The organism is Pseudomonas shiyinii (assembly GCF_056725765.1).
This window is the reverse complement of sequence record NZ_CM161522.1, coordinates 2,296,849-2,317,380: the sequence shown is the minus strand read 5'-3', so window position 1 is coordinate 2,317,380 and position 20,532 is coordinate 2,296,849. Positions and strand designations below refer to the sequence as shown.

Below are 20,532 nucleotides of genomic sequence, written 5' to 3'. Positions count from 1 at the left end.
TGATGCGTATTTTTCTGTGGAGCTGCGAGGTGTCTATGAGTTGTAACAAAACTATGCAGGGCTATGTTTTTTTAAAAGATATGTATGCTGATTCTTACTTTCCTGATGATTTGGTCAAGAAGATTGAGGGAGTGCTGAGAGAGCTATGCATTGAGTTGGAAAGAAGAAGGCCGAGTTCGCTTGAGGAACTTTATGTGATGACGCATGCCGCTACAAATAAAATCAACGAGCTTCAAGCCGAGTTCAATGAAAGAGGAAGTGATATAGAGACTGGAGCTAGAGAGGCTATTGCCGAAGATTTCTCCGCAATAGCTAGAGCTTATGGGTTTACTGAGGCTGACACTGAAGAGCTAATTGCTACACGTGACTGGTAAAATATAGAGGCTCGGCTCCAGAAAATATCCTCTTTTGATGTTGGGGTTAATCTTTAATTTGTTAAATACAGCTATTGGCTAACATCGATTCCAAGGGCCTAAAAACTGAGGCAGGCTTAGCCGATATGTATGCATTGAGCGCAAGATGGATTTTTATAATTTCCAATGTAGTACTCGGGCCGATGGACCATTGATTCTTGGGGGCTTTCTTAGGCTAAATAAATTCCTAGTTTATTGGGTGCGACCGAGATTTTGAGAATGGCTTGGTAGGTTTTCAATATCTTGAGGTCGCTGGCTCAATGTCTTGGAAGGTGCGCTTGGAGATATCGCCTGACGTATTTCCCACGATTTGTTATTGATAGGGTTCATAAGATCTATTGATATTGCCTTAAGGGGTTGCTCTTTAATAATTGGGCTTCAGGTGATTGCCAGTTTTTCTCGGGGGCTTCATTGTTGCTGTGCTGTGCTGTGCTGTGCTGTGCAGGCTAATCGTTCAGAAGATGCCTTAGTGGTCTGAAATTATACGATTCATAACAGTAGCAATGAAATAACTAAAGCAGCAGCTCGGCGTAACCGAAGAGAAGCTCAGTAAGCCTACGACTTACTTGACCGCTTGGCCCAAGAAGTCACTTCTGCCGGCGTGCTAAGTTATGAATACGACCCGCTCAGCAACCTGACCACATTGACCCTGCCAGATGGCCGCAAGGTCAACCACCTGTACTACGGCAGCGGGCACCTGCACCAACTGAACCTGGACGGCCAGGTGATCACCGACATGGAGCGTGACGACCTGCACCGCGAGGTGTATCGGACCCAGGGCAAGCTCACCAGTTGCTTTGGCTACGATGCGATGGGGCGCAAGGCTTGGCAATTCGCCTCGACCTTGCCGGCCGACAAGCTCTCGCAGGTGCATAACACCGGCATCAATACCTCATTGCTGGTGGAGCATGCGTATAACCCCATCCACCGCCGTTATCAGTACGACCCTGCAGGCGAACTGGTACGTACCCTCGACAAGCTGCGAGGCGAAATCAAGTATGAGTACGAAGCTAACGGACAACTCCGCAGCCGCGATACCGGCTCGCTGATTGGAAGCGAGGAGTTTCGATACGACGCGGCGGCCAACCGGCTGGACTTCAACGCGCGCCAGTTCGACAAGGTCAAGGACAACCGGATCAAACAGTGGCGGGACCAGGAATACAGCTATGATCCCTGGGGCAACCTGATCGAGAAGCGCTCGGGGCAAAGCAAGCTGCAGCACTTTGTCTATGACTGCGAAAACCGATTGGTGCGGGCGGAAACGCTGGTCAATGGCCAGCTGGAGAGCCGAGGCGAGTACCGTTACGACAGCCTGGGGTGGCGAATAGCCAAGCAGGCGGAAATCAACGGTGAAGTCGAACAGAAACGCTTCCTGTGGCAAGGGCTGCGGATGCTGCGTGAGGAGACACCGGGGCAGAGCATTCTGTATCTCTATGAGCCAGGGAGTTACGCGCCCTTGGCACGTGTCGATCAGGGCGAAGGGGAAGGGCGGAAGGTCTACTATTTCCATACTGACCAGATCGGTATGCCGCTGGAGCTGACGGATAGCGACGGTGAGATCGTTTGGCAGGCGACGTATCGTTCGTGGGGGGCGGTCGAGCAATTAACTGCCAATAAGCTTGAGCAAAATCTGCGCTTCCAAGGGCAGTATTTCGATGATGAAACAAAGCTGCATTACAACACCTTCCGATACTATGATTCGCAGGTCGGACGTTTTATCACCTATGATCCAATAGGATTGGCCGGCGGTATTAATATTTATTTGTATGTAGCGAACCCTGTTCAAGAAGTTGATCCGCTAGGATGGTGTTCCACAAAGTTAGGGAGAAATATGGGCGCCAGAAAAGGGGATGGTATGGCGAACCATCACCTAATTCCTGAAGAGATCATGAAGAAGCCGCGTTACGCAAAAATGTTTAACAAGCTTCGCTCAATGGGCTTCGACGACGACCGGGCATCTAATGGTATATTCTTACCTGGTAGTAAAAAACTGACGCAAAAAATTGATTTGCCTGGGCACTGGTCGAGTCATGCTCAATATACTAAGGCGGTGGAAACCAAGGTCTCCGCTCTAAATGACGCGTTTAGGGCTGGAAAAATTTCTGACACGCAGTTGGTATTGGGGATTGGTAAAATTCAGAATTTCGCAAGAGAAAATTTCATGAGCAACAATTTTGTAGTGGATACCGTTACTGGGAGGCTTTTGTGAGCGAAGCCAAATATTATGTTATGCGCTATTGTTCGCAGGATAGCGGCTGTCCAATTGTGCTGTCGGGCTTCTTTAGTTGCGATGAATTTGAATGGGATTCTTTTGAACCCAACCCTGCGGCGATAGAAATAAAAAATAATTATTCTTTAGAGCTGTCGGGCTTGGAAATGGAGCTCAATGATTTAGAATTCGATTATTATCAAGTGGGAGATATTTATGTCTCTAAGAGATTTTTAGATGTCTGCGATAAGCTTAACGTAAAATATAGGGCTGTCCCTTTGGGGATAACCTATAAAGGCTCTTCTCGGAAAGATGACTTTTTCATATTCCTGCCTGGCGAGAGTCTAGCGGCTCTGGATAAGTCTAGGTCGATATATGAGGTTTCAAGAGATGTAAATACTGGACTTGCAATTGAAAGTCCAATTTCCCCGGGGTCTATGAGTATTGATAGTATTTCGAGGTTTGTCCTTTCTCCGACATTAAGGGCGGACATTTTTAGATGTCAGGAAACCTTAGAGTTGTTCTGTAGCGAGAGTTTCAAATCTGCTGCAGTTGGCTTGAAGGGGATTTCATTTGAAGAAATTGATGAGCGCTATGTCTACGACGCATGGGCAGGGTTGGATGATATTTAAATTAAATTTGGTGTTTTCTTAAAAATAGCATGGGATACAGCTATTGGTTGGCTTGGCTGGTGCTTTAAAAATATGCAGTTTTTTGGCTCTACCTGAAATACGGTAGGGCCAAAATCAGAGTATGCATAAAATCCGCTCCGTTAGACATCTAGCGAGTCTGTGTAAGACTCCTTATGTGCAAGATTAACTTGTCGGTCATCAATTCGTTCAACCAGGCCGTCATGCGGGAGTACAATCCCGACAAGTATAATGTTCTCATTCAGATACTCGCCACACCGACGGCAAGCCAGACCGCCCGCCTGCTGCGCACTGTCCGCCAATACGACACAGTAACTTGGTGGAGGGGATATTATTGGATGGTACCGCAGTTACACTAAAATTTTACACCAAAAGTGCGCTGGGTAAGTTGTTGGGGGGAGAAGGTGCTGTGCATAAAGCAGTATTTGATGTGCTTTCGATATGTTGATGTGGAATGTATTTTATGACGATAAAGTTGTCGAGGCCCGAGATTGAAATCAATAATTTTGATTTGATTCATCTCGAGAGGCAAATTTCTACTAAGTTGCCTGAGGCGTTTAAAAATTTATATTTGATACACAATGGCGGAGTGCCAGAGAGAGATTGGTGGGACAGTGAAGACGATTTTGAACCGATTCGAGTGAAAAGGTTCAAGGCAGTGGCTAAAAAGGATGCCTCAGATGCGTTGGAAACAAAATATATCGGTGGTTGCTATCTGGCAATGACTGCTCGCCAGGTTATACCTGCGACAATTTTACCGTTTGCCATCGACGATGGGGGTAACTTTTTTTGTCTTGATTTAATAGATGGCTGTGTTTGTTTCTTTGCAGCTGATATTTATGATGCTGACCTGACAGCTTCAGAGAACCATTTAAAGTCTTACCGCTGGTTAGCTGCGTCCTTTGAGGCTTTTTTGTCCGGACTGAAAGATGAGGATGATATGGATTTTTGAAGATGGATTTTAGCTGAAGGGCTAGAGTGGCGCTTATGTATATCATGACTCAGGTTAAAAGCAGTACGTGTTGTTTTTTATCGTCACTACACCTTGTGATAATGACTTGCTAATAAATTAAGCCCATTTCTAATAAGTACTGAAGGCTCATTACTATTTCTATAGCGGCCAGATTTATACGCCGCTGGAGCTGGCGTATAGCGAAGGGGGCGATCTTTAAAATTTTATGGATTGACTGGCTCTGTCAGACAGCAGACAGAGCCACTATTTTACGGCGCTGAAATCACTCACCCGGACGACACCTCGGAAACCTTCTCCTACAACGCCTTCGGGCAGATGCTCAGCCGAACCGATGGCAAGGGCCAGACCACTCGCCTGCTAACACGGCACAGCCTCTTGGTGGAAGAGTTATTAAACCATCCAATGGTACCGCAGCTAAGCTAAAATTTGACACCAAAAGTGCGCGAGGCAAGTTATAAGCCGGAAAAGCGCTGTGCATGAAGCAATATTTAATGTGCTTAAGTATCGGTGAGCTATGAGTTCTGAAAATCGCATAAATTTCGAATCTGAATTGTTAAAAGAGCTAAAGGCTATCGCTTTGCAGCTTGAAGGTGTTGCGGCGCTAAAAAAATAAATTGAAATTCAAATATAGGAGAATCGTTTGGTGCGTGCTGAGAGGCTGCGTAACGGCCAGGTGGTTATGGCTTTATATGTTTTAAGTTTTCGATTTCACCTTGCTTATTTGATTTTGCTTAAGAGTGCAAGAAGGATTTTTAAACAATAGCTATTTTAAGTGGGGCTGCGCAGCCTCACTTATTTATTTTTTAAACTGGTCTGCAACGACCGTTGGCAAGAACCCTGCATAGCAAATCGCGCGTGGTAGAGCACTGGACCAGCGACGGTGAGCACTTCCATGAGGCGATAAAGAGGGAAGGGGTACCATTTAAAAATTTGAGGGTACATCTAATGAGTTGGTTAAGGATGGTCTGAAGTAGCCATGTATTTCTGGTCGACTTCGGCCCTCGCCGATTTTGAAAGCGGAGAGTCGATCAAAAACGATCAGATCACCCGCTCACTTCTGTGTTTTTAGCCGCCGCGAGCACCTCGCGACGGCTATTCCCCACGTTACAGGCGCACCTCTCCTGCATTCGTCAGTAGGTGCCGGCGGGCCATCCACAGGTTCGACAGGGCGAACAATGTCACCAACTGTGTTGTGTTCTTCGCCAGACCCCGGAAGCGCACCTTCACGTAACCAAACTGACGCTTGATCACCCGAAATGGATGTTCGACCTTCGCCCGCGCCTGCGCCTTGGCCTTTTCAATCCGACGTTTCACCCGGTACAGCAGGCTGCGTTTACCGTGCTTCTGGTAGGTGCTGCGGCGTGCCGCGACCTGCCAAATCACCTGGCGACCCGCATGCTCTTCGCGCTTCTCGACACCGATATAGCCGGCATCGGCACAGACCACGTTTTCCTCGCCGTGCAGCAGGCGATCGACCTGGGTGACATCGGCCACGTTGGCCGCCGTGCCCACCACGCTGTGCACCAGCCCCGACTCGGCATCCACACCGATATGCGCCTTCATGCCGAAGTAGTAGGTGTTGCCTTTCTTGGTCTGGTGCATTTCCGGGTCGCGCTTACCGTCCTGGTTCTTGGTCGAACTCGGCGCATGGATCAGCGTGGCATCGACGATGGTGCCCTGGCGCAGCGATAGGCCCCGGTCGCCCAGGTAACCATTAATCACCGCCAGAATCCCTGCCGCCAGCTCGTGTTTCTCCAGCAGGCGACGGAAGTTGAGGATGGTGGTTTCGTCCGGGATACGCTCGAAGCTCAGCCCGGCAAACTGGCGCAGGATCGTGGTCTCGTACAGCGCCTCCTCCATCGCCGGATCGCTGTAGCCGAACCAGTTCTGCATCAGATGCACGCGCAGCATCGCCATCAACGGATAGGCCGGACGACCGCCTTCACCCTTCGGGTAGTGCGGCTCGATCAGGGCAACCAAGCCCTTCCACGGCACCACCTGATCCATCTCGATCAGGAACAGTTCCTTGCGGGTCTGCTTGCGCTTGCCGGCGTACTCGGCGTCGGCGAAGGTCATCTGCTTCATCGGAAAACTCGGGTAACGGGATTGGCGTATTTCACCAGAATCGGGAAGTCTTCTTCAGGATTTCCTTAAGAAATTAAAAAAGTTTATGAAGGCCTCCCTCAAAAAGGCACCTTAAAAATCCATCGTACCGGCCAAATCCTCGCGGAGGACATTAATGTTGGTGAGGCGCTAACCAAGTCGCTTGGCAAGAGGGCTAATACAATTCTGCAGGAGGATGTGGTTAATGAAACGTAGTGCATTGATTGAGCTGTATGCGCCAGGCATAGTGTTATTTGACCCTGTGCGGTTGTCGGGATTTATAAACGATGAACGGATAAGAGAAACAAATATTTTTGAGGCTTTTTTGGAGGATGAATTACTTGGTCGGAAGGCAATTAATCAAGGTGTGGTTTGTCCTATATATCAAATATCGGAGCGTGAGTACTCGGTATTCTTGATGACTCAAGATGATGGGCTTGCTAATTTGCCTGACCCTATTTTTGTATATCCAGGCTTCCCTCTTGCAATAATCTCAGATGTATTGATTGTTTCGGATCTCAATGCTCTATTGAATTGGGATGCGGATTTTTTCTTAGATTATAAGGCTCAGTATGATTCTCGATTGCTGAGCAATGATTATATTGATATTGAGCCTGGTGTGTACAGTTTGACTATCAGAGGTTATGCTGCACTTCGAGAACAGCCTTCAGAACTTGGATACGGTCTTGAACTCGTCCGCGTCCAAGCTTTACCCGAAATTAGTGATAGGGCTTCTATAGACTATCTTGATTTTGAACTGGAAGGACGCTGAACCGTCGAAGCAGAAGTGAAGATGCTTATTTTATTCGCTTCATTTTTAGAGCGGCCTCATCCGGTCGGCTCAATGGTCACTAATTTTACACTTCCTGCGTGCCCAGGCCTGTTGTTTGTTACCATGCCCGGAGAACTATGGGCTTGCCGTAAAAAGTCTCTTTAACTAATGAGTTTTCGAAGTGGCTGTCAACGTTGCTTCAGTCACTTCATTTTGATGCGCGCTTTAGATCATCTGACAGGCTTTTTAGACGACCGAAATAATTTAGTCACTGACAGTAGCATCGAAATACTAGAGCATTGTTCTGGACGAGAGTGGAGCATGGATATCGAATTTTCTGTGGTTACAGATACAGCTACACTAGCAGTGTTTGATTTGCAGGCAATGCAACATCGACTGAGTGATACATTTGATTGGTGGAGTATCCAAAGCGATGAAGTATTAGAAATGAATCGGGGCAATATCGCCTTTCTGAATCTAGGGGGCGATGGAAGGTATCAAATAAAAATCGTCGACTCTTTAATTGGTCCAAGTGGTGGGGTGCACCTAAAGGTTCCTTCTGGTAGGGTTTTTGTAGGTGCTGGAGAGGATACCTCTGGTGGAGGGCTAGAGCCTGATGGTTCGGATGCAATGCAAGGGCAGTTCATTACTTTAGAAGTAGGTAGTTATTACATGAGTTACAAGGTCGATGACGGCGCCATCTGTTTAGCTTTTTCGAAGGCCGATGTCTCAAATAATTCTTTTGTCGATTCGGTAAGGATTTCTTTTTAAATAGTTTTTGTAAGGTCTTTATTTTGTTAAGAGAATAGCTTTTGAACGGAAAGGTGCTAACGGGCCGATTGCAAACGTCAACCTTGACCTAAACGTTGATTCTACGCTGACCCAATAGACGCACTTATACAGGAGAATGAATATGGTACTGTACCGTGGTCCCGTCATCGAGAACGCCCTCAGCCACCACCTGCATTTAACCTGTACGCTCGAAGGCACGCTGACCGTCACTACTCGAGCGCCAGTTCGTCAAGCGTTCGGAAACTGCTTCAAAGGTGGTTGCGGATGAATAAACTTAAAACTTATGATTGGGATAAAAGAAATAGGACCAGCTTAAGAAGTATTAAGAGTGGCGATATTTTTTGCTTCGCTTTGAGCGATCAAAAATACGGGGTCGGGCGTATCATGACGCAAAATAGCTTGGGGCATGTCGCTGAAATTTTTGACAAAATTTTGACTTTTCCTGACGTGAAATCCTTATCGTTTAGTCGATTAGGTGATCCCGTAATTTTAGATTCGTATTCGCTCTTTGATCGTAAGCTGGAAGGGGACTGGAGGATTGTGGCGCATCAGATAGATTACGAACCTCCAAGCGAGGAATCTATAAAGTTTGTTTATGGCGTGGCGAACAATATTAAGCTTGTTGATATTTTTGACAATGAGACTGATCTAGTTGGAGATAAGGATAAATATCCTGATTATTCTCCGGTGGGGGATGGAGAAATAAAGGGGTACTTTAATATTTAGAGCTACTCTAGCTTGTCCTGATCCAGAGGTTGTTCTTTAACAACGTACAACTTTCATCTGGCCCGGTATTTTTGGCTGGGCCAATGCCAAACAATTTTATCTAATGCCGGTACAGACCAAGGCCAAAGGAGCGAAGTGACAACCGCAACGGCGATTCGGTGCGGCGCTTCAGCTACGCCGAAGGCCTGATGGTGACCCACAGCAACGCTCTGGGCCTACCGCAGGGAAACCATTGGCGATAAGCCGCGCGTGGTGGAGCATTGGACCAGCGATGGCGAACACTACCATTTCCGCTACGACCTGAGCGCCCGCACCAGCTGGGTGACCTGCGTGATCGGGTGCGAGCTCGAAATGCAGTAGAAGGCCGACCATCGCGTGGTTGCGAGTTGTGGCGCTATTGCCGAGCGCTATGCCATCGAGCTGAACGAGCATGGCAACAAGCTCGCCTTCAAGTACGACGAGTTCGCCCGCGTACTCAAGGAAACTGACTCGCCGGCAGGATTGACTATGAGTATGACCACCCTGCCATGATAGATAAATCTGGTAAGCTTAAGTTGCTCTTAAATTGTCGAGGTGAACATGAGGGTGAGCTGGCCTGAAGCTTTAAAACTGCGAGTTATAAATGAACTAAAAGGGTATGAGGTATATTTTTCATCCGCTGATGTCCCTATAGAGGTTGAATTTCCCAAGGAGTGGCTTGGATTTGGTTTTCGAGATAGCGAGAAAACACACATTCCTGCAGCGTGGGTCGATTTTGTTGAACAGTTGCCTTGGGTAAGCGCATGGCTTGACAAATGTGTATTTGGGACTGTTTTGGTAGTCGGGGAAAGACCATGCTTGATGTATGTATATGGCAAGGATGGTGATATATATTTTTACATGGGAGGGGCTCCGCTAGGCGCTGGGGAGATAGCTCTTGAAAAATATTCCGGACTCCCTGAGGGTTTTAAGCGGTTTTATTCGGTGCTGCACGATGGTTTTGGCTTTTATATTGGCTGTACCATGGGGCCGTCGAGACTGGAAGATTTTGTTCCTATCAAGGATCTGTGTGATGAAAATTATACGACGCTTCCTGATATGTTAGGGGTCTTTTCTAGCGGAACAGGTGATTATTTAGCTTTGGGTGAAGGCTCGTTCAAAGGAGAGGCTTTTATATGGTGGCATGAAAAGCCAGAAGCTCCAACGAAGGTAATCGATTTATGGGGTTTGATGGACTCTTGGATGTCAATTTTTTTGGAGGGGAGCGACTCAAACGAATATTATCAAATATAATTTTCAGTTTTATACGAGTGGGTGGGTAGCGATAATGCATGTCGTGGATCTGCGAGTCTAGGCGCTGTGCGAACATTATTGTCGTAGGCAACGTCGCCAGCAGGCCAACGTGGCCATGGCGACATAGCGAGCTTGAAGTAACAGGTCGCCAAGCGAGTACACTCCTTCAGCCGGCCGAATGGTCGCTCGATACGTTGCGTTCCCAGTACTTGGGTTTGTCGAACAGCCGCGGCAATCCAAGTTTCGGTTTGCACTTCATGGTCCGGTCGGGAGTCACGGGCTGCATGCGATGCCAGTCGCAGTACTGCCGCAGCGATTCTGCGTCATAGCCTTTGTCCGCTATCAGCTTGCGGTATCGCTTATGGGGCCTACTTCGTTCGTTGGGAATCGAATACCGTCCAGCAAGGATTGAACATGGGAAACATCGCTGGCTTGACCACTGGAGAGGATGAAATGCAAAGATCATCATCTCACTTAGTGTAGGATGGGTTGCAGGTATCACGGTCCAGCTCGTCATGAGCGATGATATAACGGGGCGAGAATCGCTATTGGCGACCTTTTGATTGGGAATGAAGTATGTTCGTGGTCGAGCTTGAACGATTTTACGTAAAAATCTTTGCAGCAGGGTTTTTTTTTCCAATGTTTGCCGTTTTTGCGGCTGGCATCATGCCAAAGGTATTTGGGGTGCCGGCGATAGTCACGGTGCTGGCGTTTATTCGTTGGTGTGCGGTGTGCGCATATCGAACCGAACGTTTCACCACATACGCAAGGTTCCGGTTGTTTACCAATATATTTCTGGCGCCCATGTTGGCGTTTGTATTGACACTGGCTGTCAGCGCTAAGCTTTTTAAGCTAGAGCCGCTTGCCGCGGTTGCGCTGAGTTGTGTGCCATTTGTTATGGTTGGCCTTGCTTATGCTGTTGTGTGTCACTGGCCAAGCGATCTTCGTGTTTTAAACGTTGTGGGAACACGTGTTGAAGTGTTGCCTGAGGTGCCTTCGCATAGTCCTTGGTTGGTTGGCTTGAGTGCGGCAGTAGGCAGCCTTTCTTATTCAATGTTTCGTGAATACGGTTCACTGTATATCGGCCTGATTTTTTTGGCGATTTCCATATCGATCTATATGGTTTTTTACAGTCGCCATAGTATTGCCTCTCTGCGAGCGCTGAGGCGGCAGGAAACACTTGAAGGATGTCACTATACGTTCATGAATATCGAGGGGATACGTGAAAAGCGCGCAGCGTCTTGGCTCGGAAGGTTCTTCGCGATAAAGCACAAGCGATAAGGCTGCCAGCAACTAACCTTGTGGCGCACTGATAGTATTTTATTCTTTTACTATGCTTGGCGGGAGAGGTTTGTTTCGTCAATAAGGTGCATCATGCCCATGGCACTACCGCGAGTGTGGCCGACGTGACGGAAGTCGCTCAATTGTTGCATGGCAATGAAAACATCGTATGCACCGATGCGGGCTACACCGGCGTTCATGTCGGTTGCTGGGGCGACTTTCACTAAAGCTTGCCCCCCAGCACTCGCAGTAGAGGGCCTTTACACACGCTCAACCCACTCACCGCTGCTCACGCGTCCCCAACACATCCCGAATATTGTCCACCACATTACTGTCCTTGATCACATCGCTCAGCCAGCCTTCCAGCGGCATATTGCCCCATTTGATAGCGCGTTCGATCAGGTAGGGCACCGGGCTCTGGGGTTCGCTCTGCTTGAAGAACTGGGCAATGCCCGCAAGCATGGTGAAGGCTTCGTCGCGGGTCAGTGGTGTGGTGCGCATTTGCGCAGGGGCAGGGGCCTGTGCGGGTGTCGTCATCGGTTCACCTGGTTCGGCGGCAGGGGCGGGCGTGGTGCTCGGTTTAGGCGCGGCCACGGCGGCGGGGTGCAGCTCGACGCCGCGGTCCTTGAGCAGTTTCTCGGCCAGCTGGCTGGCCCGTGACAGCATGTCGGCGAGGCTGGCGAAGCTGGGTGCTTCGTGGCCGAACAGGCGGTCGATGGTCGCTTGCAGGCGGTTGCAGGTCTGCAGGCTTTCGGCAATCTGCAGGGCTTTGTTGCGCAGGTGCTCGGTGTCGGTAAGGGCGACCGAGCGCTGGAAGATCTCAGCGTTGATCTTGCCTTCGTCCAGTGCGGTTTGCATGGCCTTGGCATTTTGCAAGGCGAGGTTTTCTACGTGGCGTGATTCGTCATAGCGCAGCACGCCAAAATTCTGCCCTTGGGTAATGGGCAAGCCACCGGTGATGTCGGTGAGGGTCGTCTTCAGCCAGGACAGCCGCGCGGCGCGCTCGTCCAGGCCGTCTTCGAGGGACGGGTAGGCGGTTTCCCAGAAACCTTCCAGGATGCGCTCGGTTAGTTCCAGGCCGAAGGTGATGCCCAGGAAGTGCTCACGCTGGGCCAGGCCCTCGCTGAGCCAGGCCACCAGCATCAGGTCCTTGCTCTGGTGGGCGAGCCCTTCGGCTGAGAGGGCAATGGCCTTTTCCCAGTCGGCGGTCTTCAGGTCGGTTTGCCAGTCGCCCTGGGTGAGGTAGTCAGGGTCTGCCCGGCGCGCCTCCTTGATCTGGTCGAACAAGGCGGAGAAGCTCAAGTCTTCGCCGCTGCCACCGTCGATCGGCGCGGCCAGCTCGGCCAGCGAAAGGTCGTTGAGGGTTTCAGGCATAAGGCACTCTGGTCAGGGAAGGAGAAGCGCGCCGGCCAGGCCGGCACGCTGCGGATATGGGCCGCTTGCGCGGCCCATGGCAAAGCGAACGCTTAGGCGAACACTTTGTTCGCGGTGCGGTCCCAGCCACCGACGATGTTGCCGCCAGCCTGGCCGTCGGTACGGTTCTGCTGGGTGTAGGTGGTCTTGATGCGAGCGAAGTTGAAGCTGATTTCTTCGATCGGCAGGTCGCTGACCGCTTTGTCTTCACCGGACTGGTTGCCACCGGCGACGAAACGCACCGACGACACCACGACTTCTTCCATGTCGATGGTCAGGTAGGTCACCTTGTCACCACCGGCACGGTTGACGTTGAGCTTCAGCTTGGCAATGTGCTTGCCGGTGCAGCAGTGTTCGAACAGCTTGGCCGAGGCCTTGTCGACATACTTGCGGATCTTGAAGTCGCTCAGGGCGACACGCTCGGAGGATGCACCGCCCGAGGAGCTGGCGGTCGCCGAGGTGGCCTGGGTGGCGCCGTACTCGTAGCCCAGCACTTCGATCCAGTCCTTGTGTTTGTCATCCAGCACTTCGCCTGGGATGCCGTCGATTTGGATATACGCGTCAAATGCCATTGTGAAACTCTCCATTTACATCAGTGAAGGGGCGCTCATGCGTCCCTTGGTTTTGACCCCTGCGAACGTGTCGGCAGGGGTAGCTTGCCGCCCTCCAGGCTTCCTCCTGTGAGGCCCGGGTGGCCGGTTCTTGCCGCGTGGCCTCAGTTCAGGCCGCGCACTTCGATCTCTACCCGACGGTTGGGCTCCAGGCACTTGATCAACTGCGCGCGCGGTTGCTGCATGTCGCAGTTGACCAGGGGCTTGCGGCTGCCTTCGCCGCGGGCATCCACCAGCTCGGCTGGCACGCCCTTGCCGACCAGGTAGGTGCGGATGGTCTGTGCCCGTTGTTTCGAAACCTGCAGGTTGCCCTGGGTATCGCCGAGCTGGTCGGCATGGCCGGAGATGATGATCTTGCCGATGTTGGGGGTGTTCAGCAGCTTGCTGGCGATGGCGCTCAGCTGGTTCTGGCCTTCGTTGCGCAGGCTCTGGAAGTCGGCGCGGCCAAAGGCGAACAAGGTGTCGGACTCCAGGGTGATGGTCTCGATCGAGCGTAGCGACTGGGCCTGCAGGCTGTTGATGTAGTTGCGCGAGCTCGACATCAGGAAGGCGTTGTCGAGGATGCGCGGTACGTCCGGCTCGCGGATCTGGTCGCTGTAGAAGGTGATCTGGCGGCTGGCGTACAGGTAGTCCTGGTTGCCTTGGGTGTCGCCGGCGCTGGCCGCCATGCTCTTGCCGGTATGGCGGGCGATGGCCGGGTACCAGTAGTCCGGCAGGCGTGCCTTGAGGAATGCCGGGTCGGCTTTTTCCCGCTGGGCAGGCGAGAGCATCACATAGGTATCCAGGGCGGCCTTGCCGAACTCGGCGATCGACTGGGCGCGGTTGTCATGGGGCAGGGCTTCGGCCTCGACGCTGTCCACGCCTGTCACCGGCTGCAAGGTGTTGGTGTTGCGCTGGTAGACCTTGAGCGTGGTCAGCAGGTACAGGGTACGGGTGAGGTTGTCGGCCGTGGGCTTGAGCATCACGTTCTGCAGGGTAGCGAAGTAGCGGCTGCGTACCAGCGGCTCCACGGCGTGGCCCTGGTACAGGCCCAGGCGCATGCGCAGCGGTACACCGTGCTGGCGGTGCTGCTGGTAGTAGTGCTCGGTCCAGAAGCGCAGGCGGTCGAGGCTGCGCCAGGCGGTGTACTGGCCGCTGGCGGCCTGGTCCTGGGCCTTGGCCTGGGCCAGCTCGTCGGCGAGGGTGGCCAGGGTGCTGCGGTTGTTGAAGTACGACCAGCCCCACAGGCTGCACAGCACCAGGCCCGCCAGGCTGGCGGCGCCCACCCAGGCGGCCTTGCGCCGGCGCTCGCGTTGGTTGCTGGTGTACAACGCCACCAGGTGCTGGTCGGGGATGATCACCTTGCGGAACAGGCTGTTGATGAACAACGGCGCCGGCTGGCTGGCGGTGCCGGCGCTACCCTGGCCATGCTCCAGGGCAAAGCGCTCGGCGACATGCTGGCCGTGGCTGCCCCATTGGGCTTCGTCGGCCTCCAGCGCGGCGGTGAAATAGAACCCGCGCAGCAACTCGGCATTCTGGTACGGGTTGGCCCGCAGCAGGCTGTCGACGAACTGTTGCAGGCGCGGCTTGAGCGCGGCCAGCTCCAGCGGGAAGCGGTAGGCGGCATTGTTCTGCCGGGTGACCAGGATGTCCTGCTGCACCAGCTGCTGGGTGGCCACTTGCTGCCAGTAATCGGTCAGCTCGTCCATGGCTTTGCCGAAGCGCTGGCCCCAGTTGGCCTGCTCATAGCCTTTGTGGGAGAAGGTCTTGCCCATCACTTCGCCGCGGGCGGCGTCGTCCAGTTGGCGATAGAACGGCATGAAGCCAGGAATCAGGTCGCACTTGGTGAACACCAGGTAGATCGGCAGGCGCACCTCGAGCAGCGCACAGCTTTCCTGGATGCGTTCGCGCAGGCGCTTGGCCACGCGCTCGCGGTCTTCGGCCGAGCCCTGCAGGATATCGGCGATGCTGACGCTGACGATCAGCCCGTTGAGTGGGCGGCGTTGGCGGTGCTGACGCAGCAGTTGCAGGAAGCCGCGCCACTTGCCCGCTTCTTCGGGGCTGTTCATGTAACGGCCGGCGGTGTCGAGCAGCACGGCCTCGGAGCTGAAGAACCAGTCGCAGTTGCGCGTGCCCCCCAGGCCCGCGACCCGGGCGCCCTCGCGTTCGGCGTAGGGGAAGTTCAGGCCCGACTGCAGGATCATGGTGCTCTTGCCGGCGGCCGGCTGGCCGATCACCAGGTACCAGGGCAGGGTATACAGGGCGTCCTTTGCCGAGGTGCCGCGCGGCTTGTTGCCCTGCAGGCGCTCCAGGCTCTGCAGCAGGCGCTCGCGCAGCAGGCTGATTTCCTCGCGGTCGGCCGGCGGGGCATTGAGCACGGCCTGGTCGGCATCGTCGCGCAGCAGCCCTTCGAGGTTGCGGTGCTGGCCGACGCCCCGGTACATCAACAGTACATAGCCTGCCGACAACAGCAGGAATACGCCGATACCTGCCAGCAGGCTGTGCAACGAGGTGAAGCCCAGGCCACGGCCGACGGCCCAGACCAGGAAGATCACCAGGAAGAACGCCACCCCGAGCAGGTAGGGTTGGTAGCGCAGGCAGTAGTACTTGATCTTGTTCATACAGGCGTCGCATCCAGCGCATCGACGAAGCGGTCGATGACGTGTTCAAGAGGTCGGTCGTAATCGTATGGGCGCGTCGCCCCGGCCAATGGGCCCAGCAGCTCCAGGTGCAGGCGAGGTTGCGCACTGGCCGTGAGCAGGTGGTAGGCACTGGTGGCATGGGGCGACGGGAAGCAGTACAGCCGCGGGTGCATGAAGTCGTCGGCCAAAAGGCTCACTGCCGGCACGTCGTGGCGCCCGCTCATGCGCGTCAGCCAGGTCAGCCAGAGGTCGGCGGTGGGGGTCTTCAGGCCGCGCTCGGCGGGCAGGGGCAGCTCGATGCCGCCTTCGAAGTCACCGTGCAACGTGCCGCGGGTCGCCTCGAGCCGGGCCAGCGCCGTGGCACTGTCGAAGCCAGGCCAGGAGCCATGCAAGGCGCGGGCGATGTCGCTGAAACTGAAGTCATGCAGGAACTTGGCATGCACGCGGCGGAACAGGTCCAGGTCCTGGGCCTGTAGCGGGCGTAGGGCCTTGATGCGCTCGAAGATGCCGGCGCGGTCGGCGCCTTGCACCGCCTGGTGCAACAAGGGCTTGATCTGCGCGCTGAACAGTTCGCCCAGGGTGAACGGGTTGAGCAGCGCTTCGCCTTCCTGGCCCTTGAGCAGCTGGAAGATGAAGAACGGGTAGCGCCGCTCGCTGGCATCGCGCGAGCTGAGCAGGCCGCCCAGCAGCCAGTTGCCGGTGCGCGCACGGTAGCTGAAGAAGCACATCGGCAGCGGGTCGAACAACGCCTGCCAGTCTTCGCGGTGGCGCATGGCCGCCAGCGAAGCCTGCAGCCAGGCGTCGAACTCGCAGACTTCCTCCGCCGCGCCATGCAGGCTGACGAAGTCCGCGCTCGACGGGAGCTTGCCGAAGCAACCGATCATTGTGCGCCCCTGCCGCTGTCGTTCAGCGCGCTCAGCGCCTTGACGTCGCCCAGGTCGGTCAGCTTGACGCCGCCGAAATTGCGCACCAACAGGCTGACCCGGCCGTTGGCGGTGTTCCAGCTGAAGCGCTGCTGGATACCGTCGAGGTCTTCGACCCGGGCGCTTTCGTTCATGCGCAGCAGGCCCCAGCGCCCAGGGAAGTCGAACACGGTGACGCGTGCGCCGCTCAGGGTGATCACGTCCAGGCGCGCGCCCGGCGCGTTGCTCTTGCCCGGCCAGGCGAAGCGGTTCCAGCTGCTGCGGCCGTTGCGGTAATGCTGCTCCTGGCCATCGAGGGTGAAGACGATGTCGGTGAAGTTGCCCGACGGTTCGAGCATGATCTCGAAGCCGTTGTCGCGGTCCGACAGGCTGGCGATGACCTGGCCCACGGAGCTGGCCTTGTCGATGCTGCGCAGCATGCCTGGGTTGACCAGCGAAGGCGCCTTGCCGTCGCCCAGGCCCAGGCCTTCGCCACCGGAGAGGTTACCGATCTCGTTGCGCTTGAAGGTCGGCAGCAGGCCGCTGTCGGGGTCGACGAAGCGCTGCAGGTCCTTGACCGAGGCTTCGTTGCGGCTGCCGGTGGCGATGGGGTAGCGGTGCGCCATGACCTGTTCCCAGGGCTTGGCGATCTGCTGGGCCCAGGCCTTGGCGATCTGCTGGCCGGCCGGGTCGCGCAGGGTTTCCCAGGCGTACTGGATCGGCAGGCTGAACAAGCTCTGCAACGAGCGCGACAGGCCATCCTGGCTGGTGTCGACGCTGGTTTCCACGTAGTTGCGCACGGTGGTCACCTCGCTCGGCTGGCCTTCGAGGGTTTCGCTGATCAGCTGCTTGCTGCTCTTGCCCACATCCTGCGAGCGCTGGATGTTGTTCATGCGCACCTTGAGCTTGCGCAGGGCGGCCAGGTAACGGTCCATGATGGTGCTGTCGGCGCCTTCGGCGTTGTGCTCGGCGAACACGCGCGAGATCGGCTCGAAGCGCTTGGCCAGGCTGCCGTCGTCGATGGCCGGGAGGGTAGGGGCGACGTCGGTAGGCAGGGCGTCCTTGTCGTCGAACAGGCCGGTGACCTTGCTCCAGAAACCGTCCACGCGGGCGGTGCCGGCGCGCGGGATTTCCTGCTTGATCGGCAGGTCCCACTGGGTGTTGTCGTTGACCGCCGCCAGCAGGTTCTTCACCGGCGAGTTCTGTACGTCGCTGAGCAGCCCGAGCTGCTGGGTGGCCGAGGCCAGGTCGGCGAAGTGGCGTACACCGACGCTGCTGACCATCTTGTACCAGGCCTGGGTGTAGTCGCGCTTGTAGCGGGTCATGAACTCGCGGACGAAATTGGCCTTCTGCACGATGGCATCACCGCCCTCGCCGTCCAGCACCCAGTCCGACTCGTTGCGCAGGTTGCCCGAGACCAGCTTGATCAGCTCGGGCTTGACGAAGGTGTCCCAGCCCTGGCGGGTATAGATGGCCGGGACGCCGGCCGAGCCGTACAACAGGGCGCGGCCGGGCTGCGGCACCAGGTCGTTGAGGCTCAGGGCCGGGAACTGGCGGCTGGCTTCGAGCTGCAGGCGCAGGTACTCACGGTCGACAAGGGAGCTGGAGATCATGAACGACTTGAGGTTCTGCCGGGTCTGGCTGATCAGTTGCTCGTTGCGTGGCAGCGACGGAGCCTGGCCCTGCTCGAGCAGTTGCACGTACAGCGGGGCGTTCTGCGCGATCACGCCTTCGCCGGCCGCGGCGCCTTCACCGGCGGCACTGGCCCAGGCCTGGGGCAGGCTCGCGGCGATGAACGCAGGGTCCGGGTGCGCCTTGGGCTCGGTCAGCAGCAGGTACAGCTTGAGGGTATTGTAGGCGTCGATGATCGAGGCCACCTGCTGTTCGTCCAGGCGCCCGAGCATTTCCTCGGAGAGCGACAGGCCCCCGGTGGTGGCGGACAGCTCGGCGGCATCGCTGGCCGTGGCCAGGTTGACCTTGGCGGCATAGGCGCCGACGCGGGTCTTGCCCAGTGCCGCCTTGGCCTTGGCGGCCACCGCCGGTGCCAGGCGCTTGCCGTTGTTGCGCTTGGGCGCCGGGGCAGGGGTGAACTGCAGTTCCTGGTTGATGCCGTCGGCGAAGGTGTTGAAGGCGCGCATCTGCACCTGCAGTTGACGGGCGATCGGCTCCAGGGCCTGGCTGCGCAATTGTGCCAGGTAGGCGGTACGCGCCACCTGATGGATCGCCTCGCCCTGGTACAGGCCTGCGCCCAGTTGCAGCGGTACGCCTTGCTGGCGATGGGTTTCCACGGTCGCCATCTGCTCGCGCAGCACTTCCAGGCCTTCGCCGGCCGCCAGCAGCTGTGGGCGGTCTTCGGCCTGGTCGATCTTGGCCAGCTCCGCGCGCAGGCCGTCCAGCCATTGGCGGTTGTTGGCGAACGACAACGCCTGCCAGGCGATGAACAGCACGCCAGCGGTCGCCGCCAGGCCCAGCAGCAGCGGGCTGAACGCGGCCTGGCGGCCCAGGCGCGACTGGTACAGGGTCAGGTCACGGTCGGGGAAGATCACCCGGCGGAAGGTGTCGGTGATGAAGTAGCTGCGGTTGCCCTGGGGCTTGCCGGTGGCCTGGGCGCCGTCTTCAGAGGCGGCTTGCAGGGCGAATGCTTCGGCAATGGCGTCTTCGTACACCTGGCCCAGTTGCTGGTCGGTCTGCAGGGCGCTGGTGAAGTACAGGCCGCGCAGCAGCAGCGGGGCATTGCCGCGGTGGCCACGGGTGAAATGCTCGAGGAAGTGCTCGAGCACACCGCGCAGCTCGGCGAAGTACTGCGGGAAGTTGAGCAGGGTGCTGTCGGCCTGGGCGCCGAGCGCGATCATCTGCGCATCGACATGGCGGCGGATGTGGCCCTGGAGGTTGTTGAGGCGGGTTTGGAGTACCGCGTGCAGGCCGTTGTTGCGGATTTCCGCCAGGCCGAAGGTCATGCCCAGCGGCTGCTGGCGTTCCTGCAGGTCGAGGCCTTCGAAGGCCTGGTTGAAGCCCGGCAGCTGGTCGGTCTTGCTCAACATCAGGTAGACCGGCGGGTTGGCATCCAGGCATTGGGCGTATTCCTCCACCCGTGCCACCAGTTGCGCGGCCAGCGCGTCGCGCTCGTCGCTGTTGGCGGCCAGCAGTTCGGGCAGGCTGACCACCAGCACCAGGCCGTTGATCGCCGCCTTGCCCCGTTGCTTGCGCAGCATGCGCAGGAAGGCCGAGAACTCGCTGGCCGACTGGTCGTCGCGCAGGTAGCGGCCGGCGGTGTCGATCATCACCGCGTCCGGGCTGAAGTACCAGTCGCAGTGCTGGGTGCCGCTTTCGCTGTCGTTGGCGGTGGCGATGCTGGCCGACAGGCCCGAGTGGGTCAGCAGCGAGGTCTTGCCGGCCGCCGACATACCGATCACCAGGTACCAGGGCAGGTCGGACAGCGCCGCCTTGCCGCCGCCACCGGCGGAGCGGTCGGTGCGCAGCATGGCGATGGCGTGCTTGAGGCGTTCGCGCAGCACCTGCTGGTCACGGAACTCGCCGGTGGCGTTCCAGGAGCGGTCGACCTCGATGTGCAGCAGGTTCTCGAGGTTGTGCTCGGCACGGATGCGTTGGTACTGGCGCAGCACGATCACCAGCAGGAAACAGGCGCTGATGATCGCCAGCGCTTCGGGTACATGGTGGCGCAGCCACGGTACCAGCGGCGCGAACAACCAGCAGATCAACAGGCTCGCCAGCCACAGCAGTGGCAGGAGAATCCAGAAACTCTTCAACAGACGCAATAGTGTTTTCATGTCTTC

General features: G+C 55.8%; 14 protein-coding genes and 4 pseudogenes. 11 read left to right on the top strand and 7 right to left on the bottom strand.

The window, feature by feature from the left end:
• Positions 1-2: 2 nt before the first annotated feature.
• The 4 genes and pseudogenes from ACXHGZ_RS10485 (at position 3) to ACXHGZ_RS10470 (ending at position 4,224) form a co-directional block, all read left to right on the top strand.
• Positions 3-374 carry a DUF5713 family protein gene (locus ACXHGZ_RS10485; protein ID WP_480463733.1) on the top strand — a complete coding sequence of 124 codons (372 nt, stop codon included), beginning with the start codon at positions 3-5 and terminating at the stop codon, positions 372-374.
• Between the two features lie 557 nt (positions 375-931).
• Positions 932-2,622 (top strand): annotated as a pseudogene (locus ACXHGZ_RS10480) (RHS repeat-associated core domain-containing protein); the annotation flags it as partial.
• On the top strand, positions 2,619-3,254 hold the full coding sequence (locus tag ACXHGZ_RS10475; protein ID WP_480463731.1) for an imm11 family protein: 636 nt from the start codon (positions 2,619-2,621) through the stop codon (positions 3,252-3,254). The pseudogene ACXHGZ_RS10480 and the gene ACXHGZ_RS10475, both read left to right, overlap by 4 nt.
• Positions 3,255-3,735: 481 nt before the next feature.
• Positions 3,736-4,224 (top strand): SMI1/KNR4 family protein, encoded by a 489-nt coding sequence (locus ACXHGZ_RS10470; RefSeq protein ID WP_480463730.1) that lies wholly within the window; start codon positions 3,736-3,738, stop codon positions 4,222-4,224.
• A gap of 1,125 nt (positions 4,225-5,349) precedes the next feature.
• Here the strand turns inward: ACXHGZ_RS10470 and ACXHGZ_RS10465 are convergent.
• Positions 5,350-6,330 carry an IS5 family transposase gene (locus tag ACXHGZ_RS10465; protein ID WP_480463729.1) on the bottom strand — a complete coding sequence of 327 codons (981 nt, stop codon included), beginning with the start codon at positions 6,328-6,330 and terminating at the stop codon, positions 5,350-5,352.
• A gap of 223 nt (positions 6,331-6,553) precedes the next feature.
• Here ACXHGZ_RS10465 and ACXHGZ_RS10460 point away from each other — a divergent pair, with 223 nt between their 5' ends.
• The 5 genes and pseudogenes from ACXHGZ_RS10460 to ACXHGZ_RS10440 all read left to right on the top strand — a co-directional run bounded on the left by ACXHGZ_RS10460 (position 6,554) and on the right by ACXHGZ_RS10440 (position 9,910).
• The gene (locus tag ACXHGZ_RS10460; RefSeq protein WP_480463728.1) at positions 6,554-7,120 is read left to right on the top strand and encodes a hypothetical protein; all 567 of its coding nucleotides are present in this window, start codon (positions 6,554-6,556) and stop codon (positions 7,118-7,120) included.
• Between the two features lie 321 nt (positions 7,121-7,441).
• The gene (locus tag ACXHGZ_RS10455; protein WP_480463727.1) at positions 7,442-7,891 is read left to right on the top strand and encodes a DUF6386 family protein; all 450 of its coding nucleotides are present in this window, start codon (positions 7,442-7,444) and stop codon (positions 7,889-7,891) included.
• A 285-nt stretch (positions 7,892-8,176) separates the two neighbouring features.
• The gene (locus tag ACXHGZ_RS10450) at positions 8,177-8,638 is read left to right on the top strand and encodes an Imm26 family immunity protein (protein WP_480463726.1); all 462 of its coding nucleotides are present in this window, start codon (positions 8,177-8,179) and stop codon (positions 8,636-8,638) included.
• 140 nt (positions 8,639-8,778) lie between these two features.
• Positions 8,779-9,127: pseudogene (locus ACXHGZ_RS10445) on the top strand (hypothetical protein); the annotation flags it as partial.
• 96 nt (positions 9,128-9,223) lie between these two features.
• Positions 9,224-9,910: a hypothetical protein gene (locus ACXHGZ_RS10440; protein ID WP_480463724.1), complete on the top strand. Its 687-nt coding sequence runs from the start codon at positions 9,224-9,226 to the stop codon at positions 9,908-9,910.
• 75 nt (positions 9,911-9,985) lie between these two features.
• Here ACXHGZ_RS10440 and ACXHGZ_RS10435 read toward each other — a convergent pair.
• A pseudogene (locus ACXHGZ_RS10435) lies at positions 9,986-10,369 on the bottom strand (transposase); the annotation flags it as partial.
• A 117-nt stretch (positions 10,370-10,486) separates the two neighbouring features.
• On the opposite strand from ACXHGZ_RS10435, the gene ACXHGZ_RS10430 reads away from it, so the two are divergent.
• Both ACXHGZ_RS10430 and ACXHGZ_RS10425 read left to right on the top strand, forming a co-directional pair.
• On the top strand, positions 10,487-11,191 hold the full coding sequence (locus tag ACXHGZ_RS10430; RefSeq protein ID WP_480463723.1) for a hypothetical protein: 705 nt from the start codon (positions 10,487-10,489) through the stop codon (positions 11,189-11,191).
• A gap of 86 nt (positions 11,192-11,277) precedes the next feature.
• A pseudogene (locus ACXHGZ_RS10425) lies at positions 11,278-11,388 on the top strand (IS5/IS1182 family transposase); the annotation flags it as partial.
• Between the two features lie 82 nt (positions 11,389-11,470).
• Here the strand turns inward: ACXHGZ_RS10425 and tssA are convergent.
• The 5 genes from tssA to ACXHGZ_RS10400 all read right to left on the bottom strand — a co-directional run bounded on the left by tssA (position 11,471) and on the right by ACXHGZ_RS10400 (position 20,526).
• Positions 11,471-12,565 carry a type VI secretion system protein TssA gene (gene tssA / locus ACXHGZ_RS10420; protein ID WP_480463721.1) on the bottom strand — a complete coding sequence of 365 codons (1,095 nt, stop codon included), beginning with the start codon at positions 12,563-12,565 and terminating at the stop codon, positions 11,471-11,473.
• 92 nt (positions 12,566-12,657) lie between these two features.
• Complete coding sequence (locus ACXHGZ_RS10415; RefSeq protein ID WP_224455772.1) at positions 12,658-13,176, bottom strand: Hcp family type VI secretion system effector; 519 nt, start codon at positions 13,174-13,176, stop codon at positions 12,658-12,660.
• Between the two features lie 143 nt (positions 13,177-13,319).
• Positions 13,320-15,815, bottom strand: a complete 2,496-nt coding sequence (tssM, locus tag ACXHGZ_RS10410) for a type VI secretion system membrane subunit TssM (protein ID WP_480463719.1) — start codon at positions 15,813-15,815, stop codon at positions 13,320-13,322.
• Positions 15,812-16,720 (bottom strand): type VI secretion system-associated protein TagF, encoded by a 909-nt coding sequence (gene tagF, locus ACXHGZ_RS10405; protein WP_480463718.1) that lies wholly within the window; start codon positions 16,718-16,720, stop codon positions 15,812-15,814. The genes tssM and tagF overlap by 4 nt, the downstream gene beginning before the upstream one ends.
• Positions 16,717-20,526 carry a type VI secretion protein IcmF/TssM N-terminal domain-containing protein gene (locus ACXHGZ_RS10400; protein ID WP_480463717.1) on the bottom strand — a complete coding sequence of 1,270 codons (3,810 nt, stop codon included), beginning with the start codon at positions 20,524-20,526 and terminating at the stop codon, positions 16,717-16,719. The genes tagF and ACXHGZ_RS10400 overlap by 4 nt, the downstream gene beginning before the upstream one ends.
• Between the last annotated feature and the right edge of the window lie 6 nt (positions 20,527-20,532).

Bases quoted from the DNA above. Each gene is read 5' to 3' on its own strand.
- tssA (WP_480463721.1), bottom strand. From the start codon at position 12,565: ATGCCTGAAACCCTCAACGACCTTTCGCTGGCCGAGCTGGCCGCGCCG.
- ACXHGZ_RS10470 (WP_480463730.1), top strand. From the start codon at position 3,736: ATGACGATAAAGTTGTCGAGGCCCGAGATTGAAATCAATAATTTTGAT.
- ACXHGZ_RS10415 (WP_224455772.1), bottom strand. From the start codon at position 13,176: ATGGCATTTGACGCGTATATCCAAATCGACGGCATCCCAGGCGAAGTG.
- ACXHGZ_RS10430 (WP_480463723.1), top strand. From the start codon at position 10,487: ATGTTCGTGGTCGAGCTTGAACGATTTTACGTAAAAATCTTTGCAGCA.
- ACXHGZ_RS10450 (WP_480463726.1), top strand. From the start codon at position 8,177: ATGAATAAACTTAAAACTTATGATTGGGATAAAAGAAATAGGACCAGC.
- ACXHGZ_RS10460 (WP_480463728.1), top strand. From the start codon at position 6,554: ATGAAACGTAGTGCATTGATTGAGCTGTATGCGCCAGGCATAGTGTTA.
- tagF (WP_480463718.1), bottom strand. From the start codon at position 16,720: ATGATCGGTTGCTTCGGCAAGCTCCCGTCGAGCGCGGACTTCGTCAGC.
- ACXHGZ_RS10485 (WP_480463733.1), top strand. From the start codon at position 3: ATGCGTATTTTTCTGTGGAGCTGCGAGGTGTCTATGAGTTGTAACAAA.
- ACXHGZ_RS10455 (WP_480463727.1), top strand. From the start codon at position 7,442: ATGGATATCGAATTTTCTGTGGTTACAGATACAGCTACACTAGCAGTG.
- ACXHGZ_RS10400 (WP_480463717.1), bottom strand. From the start codon at position 20,526: ATGAAAACACTATTGCGTCTGTTGAAGAGTTTCTGGATTCTCCTGCCA.
- ACXHGZ_RS10465 (WP_480463729.1), bottom strand. From the start codon at position 6,330: ATGAAGCAGATGACCTTCGCCGACGCCGAGTACGCCGGCAAGCGCAAG.
- tssM (WP_480463719.1), bottom strand. From the start codon at position 15,815: ATGAACAAGATCAAGTACTACTGCCTGCGCTACCAACCCTACCTGCTC.